Here is a 13,527-nt window from a genome sequence, read left to right on the forward strand (position 1 = left end):
ATATGGTTAAATACAGCAGCATCGCCAACAAGCAAAGGGTTTCATATATTATATATTTCTTTTTTTAATAAGGCTTTTATATCTATTTCGGGGCCTATGCTTGCAGGGTCTCCCATTGTTATACCTACTATCGGTTTATCAGACATTGGTATCAGTTTTAATTATTAAATTTCCCTGATCAACAATTTGATGAAAGTTTTTGATCAGCTTATTTTTGTCTGCTGCGGATAAGGCACGCAACGGAGGCATAATATACTCATTGCAGAGATATAACTCCTGCATTAGTACTTTTAGCGCCCATAATGATTCTCCTAATAATTTGCCGTTTTGATACACATTACCCAGCGCATCTGACAATTTTTGCAGGCGGAAAGCCTCATCATGATCTCCTGCATATATAGCCTTAATCATATCGTCATAAATACCCGGACAAATGTTTCCGGTACTTGGAATAAGGCCGTCGCTGCCATTAATTAAAGCCTCGGCCGACTTGCCTGCCCATCCCATAAAGTGACAAAAGTCTTCACGGCCAGACCACAGTTCAAGTGATTGCTGCAATCTCTCTTCGTTTCGTTCAGAATCTTTGGTTCCAATAAACCTTTCGTCCCGACTCAGTTCATCAATCACTTCCAGTGGAATTGACATATGTGTAGTGACCGGGATATTATAAATAATTACCGGGCCGGGAACCTGTTCTGCCAGTTGCTCAAAATATTTCCGCATCTGGTCAGTAGAAAGATGATAATGAGAAGGCAAGGTAGCGGCAACCGCATCTACGCCCGAATCAAAGCTTGTTTTTGCAAGTTCTATTGACTCTTCCAGGCAATTAGAAGAAATACCCGCATATAATACATCGCCGGCTATTTTAAATTTTCCGGCAGCTTTAATATAGTCTTTTTTGAGATTTAAATTTAAAGAAGCTGATTCACCAGTGGTGCCGTTGATAAAAGGCATAGCATGATGCTTGTGAAAATGGTTAAACATCTTCTCTATAGCCGGCTCATCCAGTTTAAAGTCTACAGTAAGTGGCGTAACCACCGGAACTACAACACCTTTGTATTTAATTTTATTATTCATTGGGAATTAATAGGCTTGGGTATAAATATCAATAGCATTGGCTTCACTAATGTTGCGTGGATTATTTTTAAGCAGGCGTTGCATCTTCAAGGCATCTTTTGCCATAGTTGGTATAGCATCTTTGGGTATGTCAACATCCCGCAAGCGTGCAGGAATACCGCATTGCGCAATTAATTCTCTTATTTTTTCAATACCTTTTTTAGCAGTTTCTTCATCATTGTTTTCTCTTTTACAGCCTAATGCAACGGCTACATCCGCGTAACGGACCGTGGCAACAACCATATTGTACTCCATAACATAAGGCAATAATAAAGCATTAGACAGGCCATGCGGCAAATGAAAAGTGCTGCCCAGTGGGTAGGATAGGGCATGTACACCGGCTGTATTTACCGGACCCAGGCAAAATCCGCCTAATAAACTGCCCATGGCAACCTGTGCACGCGCTTCTTCGTCAGCGCCATTTATTACCGCATTTACAAGGTTGGCTGCAATCAGGCGCATGCCTTCATAGGCGTATAGATCAATAAATGGGAGGGCAAATTTGTTGGTATATGCCTCCAAACAATGGGTTAGTGCATCTAAGCCCGTAGCCGCGGTAATAGCCGGAGGCACGGTTATGGTTAATAATGGGTCCACATAAACTATATCAGGCACCAGGTACGGACTTATGATCCCTTTTTTCTGGTGATCACTGTCATCAATTAATATAACATTCGGCGAAACCTCGCTACCGGTGCCAGAGGTTGCAGGAACACAGATCAGTTTTGTATTTCTTCCTTTAAGTAAGCCAATGCCTACTATTTCGGCAAGGGTTTGGGTATTATCTAATTGAGCCGCTACCAATTTGGCTACGTCCAAAACGCTCCCGCCGCCTATACCGATAACCATATCCGGGTTAATACTTTTAGCTTCCACCATTAAAGCTTCAAAATCCTTAAAAGAGGGCTCCTGCATAATTTGGGTGTTGATAGAAACAGCAGTTCCGTTAGCCTCAAAACCGCGGATAACATTTGCTAATCCACTCAAAAGCGGCTCAATGGTGATAACAAGAACTTTTTTGCACCCAGCTTTAATAATTTCTTCCGGCAAGCCGGCAAGTGAGCCGTTGCCGAATATTAGCCGGCCCGGAAATTGAATAGAAAAATGCGGTATAATATTGGTATTACTCATATTGTTTAAGATGAAAATACTTTATGCTTTTTAAAACGCGTTGCAGGTACATTAAAAAAATGATTGTTACTAAATTGTTACAATGTGCTTGTAAAAGGTGGTCAAGATACTTGGATATAACAGTCGTTTTTTATGCAATCTTTTCAATAATGTGTAGTATATTATCATACGCTTATGCCGAAATAATAAGTTGATTTTAAATCATTTTTTATTGACATAAAATATGATTTAATTTGAAAAGTTGCACAATAAACCGGTATAATATTAAGCCGCATATTCTTGATAAGTAATTAAATATGAAGTATTCCAGGATTTTATTTGCTGTTTTGGCCTTGTTAGCAGGGCGGTTTTGCAGTGCACAGCAAAAGCATCTGCTAACTACTGATAAACTAAAAAATTACGTAAATTATTTCAATTCGATCGATACTGAAACGGTAAAAAACTATATTCCTAATGATCGTGCCGTTGAATTTTTATCGGCCAATGTGCCGTTGTTCGAGTGCCCGGATTCGGCAATTGAAAAGATATATTATTATCGTTGGTGGACATTTCGGAAACATCTTAAACAAACACCAGACGGCTTCATTTTTACAGAGTTCATCATTCCGGAAAATTGGGCCGGTATTTATAATTCTTTAAGCGATGCACTCGGCCACCACGTGTATGAGGGGCGCTGGCTGCATAATAAAAAATACATTAGCGATTATATAAACTTTTGGCTTTTTATTGACCCCAAAACACCCAAGCCGCACCTGCATAACTTCAGCAGTTGGATTGATGACGCCGTATATAGTTTTTACCTGATTAATTTGGATAAGCCGTTTATTGAACGAGCCATACCCGCATTAAATAACGATTACCACCAATGGGAAACCGAAAAGCAATTACCTAACAAAATGTTCTGGCAGTTTGATGTAAGGGATGCGATGGAAGAGTCCATCAGCGGGTCAAGGAAAGATAAAAACATACGGCCTACTATAAATAGCTATATGTACGGCAATGCCAATGCGCTTGCCAAAATGGCGGGGTTTACCGGAAACGATAGCCTGAAAATAAAGTATCAGCAGAAAGCGGCTGAGCTTAAACAACTGGTTGAACAAAACTTATGGGATGATAAGGATAAGTTCTTTAAGGCTTATGAAGTTAAAACCAATATGTTATGCGAATCGCGGGAGGAATTAGGGTTCATTCCCTGGTATTTTAACTTGCCTGATGATAACGCCAAATATACCGCGCAATGGGATCAATTAACTGATACTAATGGTTTTAATGCACCCTGGGGTATAACTACTGCCGAAAGACGCGCGCCGACGTTCCGTACCCACGGCACCGGGCATGGTTGCGAATGGGATGGGGCCATTTGGCCTTTTGCCACTACACAAACCTTAAAGGGGCTTTCAAACTTGCTCACCAATTATAAAAATCAAAATAATATGTCGGCAAAGGTGTTTTATAATGAATTTCATAAATATGCGATGTCGCACATCAAGCGCAGTGTACCTTATTTAGGCGAGTATCAGGACGAAAAAACCGGCTTTTGGTTAAAAGGAGATAACCCGCGAAGCAGTTATTATAACCATTCCGGCTTTTGTGATTTGGTGATTAGCGATTTGGTAGGTTTAAAGCCGCGGGCAGATAATATGCTTGACATTAACCCAATTATACCCCAGGGGCAATGGAAATGGTTTTGCCTGGATAACGTTTTATATCATGGCCACCTAATTGCTATTTTATGGGATAAGGACGGTACAAAATATCATAAGGGAGCTGGGTTCTCTATTTATTCAGATAATAAAGTGATTTATCACGGCAATGCTTTAAAACGCGTGACAGTTCCCTTAAAATCATCCTGATGCATATTTAATTTTGCCATTTTAAATTATTTGCAATTACCAATGACCTGTATATTGAATATTTTAACCGCCGAATGATAATATCGTATAGTATATAGAAAAAAATCAGCATAATTTATTGGCATAGTAACTATAGATTTGGCTTTTAGTAACCAATTATATAACATTCAACTCAGTTAATCCTCAATAATGCAATTGCAAATTGCTTTAATTAATTGAATGATCCGTTTAATGCATGCATTTGTTTGAATTAGCCAAATGAAAATTAAAACCATCCTGATATTGTGTTGCTGTTTTGCAGGCGTGTTTATTGGCCGTGCGGCGACTATTAATATTAATAAAAGTATTACCGTGGTTATTGTTCCGTCAGCACATGTACGTATTAAATACGGTAGGCAAGAGTTGGCCAGCGTGTTAAAGACTGAGGGTTATACCGTAAAATTATTACAACAAACTCAAAGCACATCAGCGGGTAATACCATTATTATAGGCTGCATAACAGATGCGTTGGTTAAAGGCGCGTTAAATAAAAACCACCTGCATTTAACCAAAATACCCAGAAAAGAAGGCTTTGCCATTAATTCCGCAGCAAATAACATTATCATAGTAGGCGCCGATAATTCGGGGGCGCTTTATGGTTGCCTTGAACTGATTGACCGCTTAAAAGCGGGTCATCAACTACCGCAAAAGATCAACGTTGTTGATCAGCCTGAAATGGTTTTACGCGGGGCCTGCGTGGGGGTACAGAAACCCACACTATTACCAGGCAGGGGTACTTACGAATACCCCTATGCGCCCGAAATCTTCCCTTGGTTTTATGATAAGGCTTTATGGATCCGTTACCTCGATTCTTTAATGCAAAACCGCATGAACTCGCTTTATTTATGGAGCGGACATCCTTTTGCCTCGCTGGTTAAAGTAAAGGATTACCCGTACGCGCTTGAAGTAGATGAAGCTACTTACCAGAAGAATGTGGAAATGTACAACTTCCTGACGCATGAGGCGGATAAGAGGGGAATATGGATTATTCAGGGGTTTTACAATATTATCGTATCCAAGCCATTTGCCGATCATAATCACTTAAAAACGCAGGACAGAAACCGGCATATTGTACCCATTATTGCTGATTATACCCGCAAATCAATCGCCCAGTTTGTAAAGCAATATCCTCATGTTGGCTTGTTAATTACACTTGGCGAGGCTATGGAAGGAGTAGGGCAGGATGATATAGATTGGTTTACTAAAACCATAATTCCGGGTGTGAAGGACGGTTTAAAAGAATTGTGCCGTACAGATGAACCACCCATAGTACTGCGCGCGCATGATACAGATGCGCCCGAAGTGATGAAGTACGCTAAACCATTATACCATAATTTGTATACTATGGCTAAATATAACGGTGAAGCCCTAACTACTTATGAGCCGCATGGCCCCTGGGCCGAACTGCATAAAACGCTTAGCCATATAGGTACGGTACAAATAGAGAACGTACATATTATGGCCAACCTGGAGCCATTCAGATATGGGTCTGATGATTTTATACAGAAATGTGTACTGGCCATGCATAATACTTACGGGGCAAATGCGCTGCATATTTATCCCCAGGCATCTTACTGGGATTGGCCATATTCGGCAGATAATACATCCCCCCGCTTACTTCAATTAGACAGGGATTGGATATGGTATAAAGAATGGGCGCGCTATGCCTGGAATTGTCATAGGGACAGGAATGAGGAAGTTAAGTACTGGTCGGAACAGTTAGCGGGTAAATATGGCTGCAGTGTTGACAGAGGTAAAGCAATTTTGAGTGCTTATGAGCAAACAGGCGAAATTGCACCCAAAATATTACGGCGTTTTGGTATAACCGATGGTAACCGCCAAACCATGACCTTAGGCATGCTTATGAGCGAGTTGGTTAACCCGGAAAAATATGGCTTATATCCGTTGCTTTATAACTCTGAAGGCCCGGAAGGTGAAATGCTGAGCGAATATGCGGCGAAAGAATGGAAGCATGAGCAGCATATTGGTGAAACACCGGTAAAAGTAGCTAATGATATTGTTGCTGAAGGCCATTTAGCTATTGCTGCGATAGACGAAGCTGTGCCCGGAATTACAAAAAATAAAGCAGAATTCGAACGGCTCAAAAACGATATGTATTGCTATGACGCCCTGGCCAACAGCTATTCAGCAAAAGCGAAAGCCGCACTTTGGGTATTGCGGTATAAATATTCAGATAATATAGCCGACCTGGAAAATGCTTTGCCTGAGTTGAAAACCAGCCTTAGATATTTTAAAGATTTGGTAAAACTTACCACAAATAGTTATCTGTATGCCAATAGCATGCAAACAAGGCAACGTAAAATACCTGTTGGCGGCAATGATGGTAAAAATAAAACCTGGGTTGAGCTATTGCCTTATTACCAGAAAGAGCTGGATAATTTTAAACGGAATATTGATTCCTTAAAATCGCCACAGCCAACTGCTAACAAAGCGGAAAAGATACTATTGACAGATGCGCCAGTTGTTATTAAAGATAATCAGGCCACTTTTAAATTGATACCTGGCAACATTGCATTTATTGATACTGCTGCTGCTATCAAAAAAGTGGCTAAGGAAATTGAGGGTTTACAGGGTATTAAATTATCAAGAATAACGCAGGCAAATGAGGGCACGGCAATAAATTTTAGCAACCCCCAGCCAGTAAAAGTATTAGTAGGCTATTTTGTAAGTAAAAACGCCAAATATCTGCAGGAACCACAGCTGGAAACTGACGCCAGCGCCAATGATTACGGGCAGGCCGATATTAAAATCGCTAACGCCTTGCAAATTGACGGTATGCCGCCGGCTAATGTACATACTTATTCCTTTAAAGCCGGAAGCAATATATTGACTTTACGTAAAGGCATCTGTTTAATATTAGGCTTTGTTGAGGACGGCGCATATATTCCTGTTTATGACGCCGGTTTAAACAAAGAGGATAATAGCAAGGATTTAAGATGGTTGTTTAATTAGTAGCCTATGATAAAACAGCCTAAAATATCAGTTATAATACCAAGGCTTATCCTATTGCTGCTGATACCTGCATTTAAGGTAAATGCCCAATCCGCTGATTTAAAGCTTTGGTATAAACAACCTGCCGAAAAATGGACAGATGCCCTGCCCATTGGCAATGGCCGTATAGGCGCCATGATATTTGGCGGCGCCGGTCAAGACCATATCCAGTTTAACGAACAAAATTTATGGACGGGTGGACCGCGTGCTTACCAGCGTAATGGGGCGGTAAAGTATCTTGCGGCAATCCGTCATTTAGTAGCTGAAGGTAAGCAACCGGAAGCGGAAGCATTGGCGCAGCAGCATTTTATGGGTGTGAAAAGCCATGAGGCAACTTATGCTGCTGATTCCGTTGTGTGGATGAAAAAAATGTTGGCCTACACTGCGCCATCTGCCGCAGATTTTAACGATAACGACTGGAAAACAATCATTATGCCTGTTCCAAACGGATGGGAAACCGAACCCGGATTTGAAAGATTGGACGGTGCTGTTTGGTTACGAACCAATTTTGATTTGCCTACTAACATGACCGGCAAAAATATGATACTGAGTATTGGTCGCGTAAGAGATATAGATTATACGTATGTTAATGGTAAATCGGTTGGCTCAGCAAATAATACGGCCAGTCGTAAATATATTATTCCTGCGTCACTGCTACACGTCGGTAAAAATACCATTGCTGTACAGGTAGTTAACTTTTTTGATAAAGGCGGACTAACTACAATTAAAGAAAAATTTGCCGTTTATCCCGAAGGCACTAAACCCGAAAATGGCATTTTATTGAAGCCCCAATGGAAATACTGGATACAAGATGATAACCCGCCTGTCCATCCTGCTTATAATGCCGATTACCAGCCATTTGCAGACCTATATTTACAGTTCCCAAAGCAACAAATAAGTAATTATAAACGCGACCTTGATATTGCCGACGCCATAGCCCACGTAACTTATACAGCCAATGGTGTAAACTACACCCGTGAATACTTTGCCAGTGCACCCGACCAGGCTATTGCCATACATTTAACTGCTGATCAGCCTGGTAAGATCGCTTTAAAAGCCATGCTGAAAACACTGCACAGGTCCTTTAACATTCGCAAAATTGATGATCGTACGCTGGCGTTATCGCTGAAAGTACATGACGGCGTATTAAAAGGGGTTAGTTATTTGCATGTGCAGGCTACGGGCGGTAGGGTAAACGTAACCTCAAATAATATCAGCATCAGCGATGCAAATGAAACAACACTGTATTTAACAGCGGCTACGAATTATAAAAATTACCATGATGTAAGCGGCGACCCGGAAGCTATCTGCCAAAAGCAAATTGCTGCTATTGCCCCAAAAAGTTATGCAGCTATTAAAGCTGCACATATAAAAGACTACCAACAATATTTTAATACCTTTTCCATTAATTTGGGCAGGACAGCCAACGCTGATCTGCCTACCGATGAGCGCATTTTGAAGTTTACGCCAGTTTCTGATCCTTCATTCATTAGCCTGTATACCCAATATAGCCGTTATTTACTGATTTCTTCGTCACGCCCAGGCAACGGGCCTGCTAATTTACAAGGGTTATGGAACGATCTGTTGACGCCGCCATGGGGCAGTAAGTTTACCACCAACATTAACCTGGAAATGAATTACTGGCCAGCCGAAGTGCTAAACCTCTCGGCTTGTAGCGAGCCTTTTTTTAGCCTTGTTAATGACTTGTCGAAAACCGGTAAATTAACGGCTAAAGAACATTATGGCGCACCGGGCTGGGTGCTGCATCATAATACAGATATATGGTGTGGTACCACGCCGGTAAATTCCGCTACGCATGGGATTTGGCAAACCGGCGGTGCATGGCTTTGTCACCAGTTGTGGGAGCATTATTCATATACCAGAGATAAAAATTTCCTGCAAAAGGCCTATCCGGAAATGAAAGCCGCGGCGATGTTTTTTGTTTATACGTTGGTTAAAGATCTGACAACAGGCAACCTGATAACCACACCGTCAAATTCTCCTGAACATGGAGGGTTAGTGGCCGGTCCCGCAATGGATAGGCAAATCGTTCGTGATTTGTTTAAAAATTGCATTTCGGCAGCTAAAGTATTAGGTATTGATCAGCGATTCAGTGCTTTATTGCAAGTAAAATATAACCAAATCGCTCCTGATAAAATAGGTAAATACGGCCAGCTGCAGGAGTGGATGGAAGATAAGGATGATACTGCCGACACGCATCGGCATATATCTCATTTATGGGGTGTCTTTCCGGGCACGGATATTACATGGAAAACGCCTGAGCTAATGAAAGCCGCTGAAAAATCGATGCAATTCCGCGGTGATGAAGGCACAGGTTGGAGCATTGCCTGGAAGGTAAATGTATTGGCAAGGATGAAGGAGGGTGACCACGCGTACCGGATGTTCACCAAGCTGCTTTCGCCCGCAGATGTATCATCTGGTAAGGAGAAAGGCGGCGTATATCATAATTTATTTGATGCCCACCCGCCGTTCCAGATTGATGGCAATTTTGGCGGCGCTGCTGGTTTGTCTGAAATGTTATTGCAAAGCCAGGGCGATGCTATTGAATTGCTGCCGGCCCTGCCATTGGCTTTACCCGGAGGAGAGCTAAAAGGCATCTGTGCCCGTGGCGGGTTTGTGTTAAGTTATAAATGGAACAACGGTCAGTTACAGCAGGTACAGGTTCTATCTAAAGCTGGTGGCGTTTGTAACCTGCAATATCGAAATAAAACGATCTCACTAAATACGGAGAAGGGTAAAGCTTATCATTTTGATGGAGTACTTAAACAGCTATAACACAGCAAACGGGGATGAAAAATTAGTTTACCGGCTGAATTATCAGCGTGTAACTATGCTTTTTATTGGTTTGATGGTTTGTTTGATTCAGGCTGATGCCGTAGCGCAGCAAAGCATCCGGCAGGAAATTTTATTGAATAGTAACTGGCGCACCATTGCCGATGACCACAATCAAAACGCTTTTACAGGATTTGAAAAAAGCAATTTTTCTGACAAGAATTGGATACCTGTAGATGTTCCTCACAACTGGGACACCTACCAAGGTTACCGCCGTTTAAAGCATGGTAACAAACATGGGTACGCCTGGTATCGGAAAACCTTTACTGTTACCGCTGAATCCCCAGGTAAACGTTATTTTTTATGGTTTGAAGGTGTGGGCTCGTACGCTACGGTTTGGTTGAACGGTAAGCATGTGGGCTACCACACGGGGGGCCGCACCTCTTTTACTTTGGATGTAACCGACGCTATTCATGCTGGGAAATCTAATTTATTATGCGTTCGTGCGGATCATCCCGCATTCATTAAAGATTTGCCCTGGGTATGTGGAGGCTGCTCTGATGAGGTTGGTTTTTCAGAGGGGTCACAGCCTATGGGCATTTTCCGGCCCGTTCATTTGATCGTTACTAACCCGGTAAGAATAGAGCCTTTTGGCGTTCATATCTGGAATGATACTACGGTGACTGAAAGGTCAGCTACGCTGAATTTAGAAACTGAAGTAAAAAATTATAGTGCTCAGCCTTTAAAGGTTTCCATTATCAACAAATTGATTGATGCCAGTGGACATATAGCTGCAATCACTCAATCACAGGCAAACTTAAATGCCGGAGCTACAGCTGTGATTAAACAGCTGCTGCCAGCCATCAAAAATGTACATTTATGGTCGCTGGATAATCCGTATTTATATACTATAGTATCCCAGGTGTTGGTTAATGGCATGCTTGCCGACCAAACGTCCACTACGTATGGCATCCGCTGGATAAACTGGCCTATAGGCCGCAATAACGGTGATAACCGCTTTTATGTAAACGGTAGACCTGTTTTTATCAATGGTATAGCCGAATATGAGCACCTGATGGGGAATAGCCATGCTTTTAGCAATGAAGAAATAAAAGCGCGTGTAATGCAGGTGAGGGCAGCTGGTTTTAATGCTTTTCGCGATGCGCACCAGCCGCATAATTTAGCATATCAAAAGTATTGGGACAAGCTGGGCCTGTTATGGTGGCCGCAATATTCGGCGCATATCTGGTTTGACACACCAGAGTTTAAAGCCAATTACAAAGCTTTATTACGCGACTGGATAAAAGAGCGCCGTAACAGTCCGTCGGTGATCTTATGGGGGCTGGAGAATGAAAGTAAGCTTCCCGAAGATTTTGCCAAAGAATGTTCAGCGATTATTCGGGAGCTTGATCCTACAGCCTCATCCCAACGGAAAATAACCACTTGCAATGGCGGCAAAGGCACCGATTGGGACGTGCCGCAAAACTGGACCGGCACTTATGGCGGCGATCCGTTAACGTATGCACAGGATTTGCAAAAACAGATTTTGGTAGGTGAGTATGGCGCATGGCGCAGCCTGGACATGCACACCGAAGGCCCTTTTATTCAAAATGGTTTGTTAAGCGAGGACCGCATGAGCCAGTTGCTTGAAACAAAAGTGCGATTGGCTGAATCGGTAAAAGATAAGGTAGCCGGACAGTTTGAATGGTTATTATATTCTCATGAAAATCCGGGCAGGGTACAGAGCGGTGAAGGTTTACGCGAGTTGGATAGGGTGGGCCCGGTCAACTACAAAGGCTTGTTTACGCCATGGGGCGAGCCGTTGGATGCTTTTTATATGTTCAGGGCAAATTATGCTTCAAAGGTAAAAGAACCGATGGCTCACATTGTATCGCATACCTGGCCAAACCGCTGGTTAAAACCCGGTAAAAAGGATAGTATAAACGTCTATTCCAATTGTGACGAGGTGGAGCTTTTTAATGATGTTAACGACGCGTCGCTTGGTAGAAAATCCAATAATGGTATAGGAACCCATTTTCAATGGAACGCTGCTGAAATTAAATACAATGTATTATACGCCATTGGTTATGTTAACGGGAAAGCAGTAGCTAAAGATTATATCGTTTTAAATGATTTGCCGCAGGCACCGGGTATTAAACGCCTTACAGCCGGAACTGTGCAAATACTAAAGCCGGCAGCAGGTTACCAATATTTATACCGGGTAAATTGCGGCGGCCCGGATTATAAAGATAAACAAGGTAATTTATGGCAAGCTGATGTTCATGAAAATAGCAAAACCAGCTGGGGATCTGTTTCATGGACGGATGATTACCCGGGCATTCCCGCGTTTTTTGCCAGTCAGCAACGAACTTTTGATCCTGTTCAGTCCACTGATGATGGCGTATTATTTCAGTCGTTCCGTTTTGGAATGAATAAACTGAAGTATCAGTTTCCGGTAAAGGACGGTTACTACCGGATTGAGCTGTATTTCACCGAGCCCTGGTATGGCACCGGCGGCGGCATGGATTGTACGGGTTGGCGGCTATTTAATGTGGCTGTTAACAATAAAACGGTGATTAAAAATCTGGATATATGGAAAGAAACCGGTTATAATCAGGCCCTTAAAAAAACGGTAAACGTTTATGTTAGCGGTGGTCAATTGCAGCTATCATTTCCGCATACAGCTGCCGGCGAAGCTATTATTTCCGCAATAGCCATAAGTACGCTTAAACCAAAGTTGGCAAAAGCACCGCCATCAACCGGCATAATTAAAAATCTAAAGGTTACGGGTATCCGCGCCAATAAATGGTCAATTCAAAACTGGATGGATATCGGCGATCTGGCTTACGGTGATGCTGATATAAAAATAAGCCAATTACCGTCTGTATTGTACCGAGCTGAATGGATAAAGGCACCTAAGCAAGTTGATCCGAAGTCAATCGCGTCATTTAGCACTGATGTGGTAAGTGATGTATATATAGCTGTTAACACCAAACCCGCAGAGCGTCCGGATTGGTTGAAGGATTATACGATAACCGGCTTAACTATACAAACGGATGAAACAGGCGGTGAAAATTTATCGCTATACAAAAAACGATTTGCAGCTAACGCTCCTGTCAGTTTATTGGCATCTGAAAAATATATTGTTGCCGTTCTGCCCGTAACGTCGCTTGAACCGGCTACCGACTTAAAGCCGACGGTAAGTTATAAAGCGGCTAATGCCTTAACGCAGGGCAACGGTGTAACGCAGGACACACTTGGCGGCAAAAAAGTGTACCGGTTTACAAAGACAGCAGGAGGTTCCGTGATTTTTAACATTACACTTGGCGTAGCAGACAAATATGAACTGCGTATAAAATACTATAATACTGGTACAAAAACCTTTACCGCAAAAGTACAGCTGCAAGCTGCGGACGGCATCCTAATGAATGAAGAAACAGTCAGCTATAAGCCGGTAAAAAAAGGGAAATCGGGTACGGCGGTAACAAGTTCGGGCACCAGCATTAATGCCGGAAATTATAAGGTGATTATTACCGCCATTGATGCGGAAGGATTAATGATATCAGGATTGGAAATGCAGTGA

At 42.2% G+C, this 13,527-nt stretch carries 6 protein-coding genes; 4 read left to right on the forward strand and 2 right to left on the reverse strand.

Features of this window, described 5'->3' with window-relative positions; genetic code table 11:
- Positions 1-138: 138 nt before the first annotated feature.
- Positions 139-1,077, reverse strand: a complete 939-nt coding sequence (locus JWQ54_RS07510; protein ID WP_299582475.1) for a dihydrodipicolinate synthase family protein — start codon at positions 1,075-1,077, stop codon at positions 139-141.
- A 6-nt stretch (positions 1,078-1,083) separates the two neighbouring features.
- Positions 1,084-2,247 (reverse strand): iron-containing alcohol dehydrogenase, encoded by a 1,164-nt coding sequence (locus JWQ54_RS07515; protein WP_299582478.1) that lies wholly within the window; start codon positions 2,245-2,247, stop codon positions 1,084-1,086.
- A gap of 296 nt (positions 2,248-2,543) precedes the next feature.
- Here JWQ54_RS07515 and JWQ54_RS07520 point away from each other — a divergent pair, with 296 nt between their 5' ends.
- From JWQ54_RS07520 to JWQ54_RS07535, 4 genes are all read left to right on the forward strand, one after another.
- Entirely contained in the window at positions 2,544-4,100 is a 1,557-nt protein-coding gene (locus JWQ54_RS07520; protein ID WP_299582481.1) for a glycosyl hydrolase family 65 protein, read from the forward strand.
- 258 nt (positions 4,101-4,358) lie between these two features.
- A complete protein-coding gene (locus tag JWQ54_RS07525; protein ID WP_299582484.1) occupies positions 4,359-7,112 on the forward strand; it encodes a hypothetical protein in 2,754 nt (917 codons plus the stop codon).
- 6 nt (positions 7,113-7,118) lie between these two features.
- Positions 7,119-9,947: a glycoside hydrolase family 95 protein gene (locus JWQ54_RS07530; RefSeq protein ID WP_299582487.1), complete on the forward strand. Its 2,829-nt coding sequence runs from the start codon at positions 7,119-7,121 to the stop codon at positions 9,945-9,947.
- Positions 9,925-13,527, forward strand: a complete 3,603-nt coding sequence (locus JWQ54_RS07535; protein WP_299582490.1) for a malectin domain-containing carbohydrate-binding protein — start codon at positions 9,925-9,927, stop codon at positions 13,525-13,527. Before JWQ54_RS07530 ends, JWQ54_RS07535 begins: the two co-directional genes overlap by 23 nt.

The sequence above is a fragment of the Mucilaginibacter sp. genome, from assembly GCF_028288225.1.
In the GTDB taxonomy this organism is placed as follows: Bacteria; Bacteroidota; Bacteroidia; order Sphingobacteriales; family Sphingobacteriaceae; genus Mucilaginibacter.

Coding starts and splice junctions, on each gene's coding strand:
- JWQ54_RS07510 (WP_299582475.1), bottom strand. CDS start 1,077: ATGAATAATAAAATTAAATACAAAGGTGTTGTAGTTCCGGTGGTTACG.
- JWQ54_RS07515 (WP_299582478.1), bottom strand. CDS start 2,247: ATGAGTAATACCAATATTATACCGCATTTTTCTATTCAATTTCCGGGC.
- JWQ54_RS07520 (WP_299582481.1), top strand. CDS start 2,544: ATGAAGTATTCCAGGATTTTATTTGCTGTTTTGGCCTTGTTAGCAGGG.
- JWQ54_RS07525 (WP_299582484.1), top strand. CDS start 4,359: ATGAAAATTAAAACCATCCTGATATTGTGTTGCTGTTTTGCAGGCGTG.
- JWQ54_RS07530 (WP_299582487.1), top strand. CDS start 7,119: ATGATAAAACAGCCTAAAATATCAGTTATAATACCAAGGCTTATCCTA.
- JWQ54_RS07535 (WP_299582490.1), top strand. CDS start 9,925: ATGGAGTACTTAAACAGCTATAACACAGCAAACGGGGATGAAAAATTA.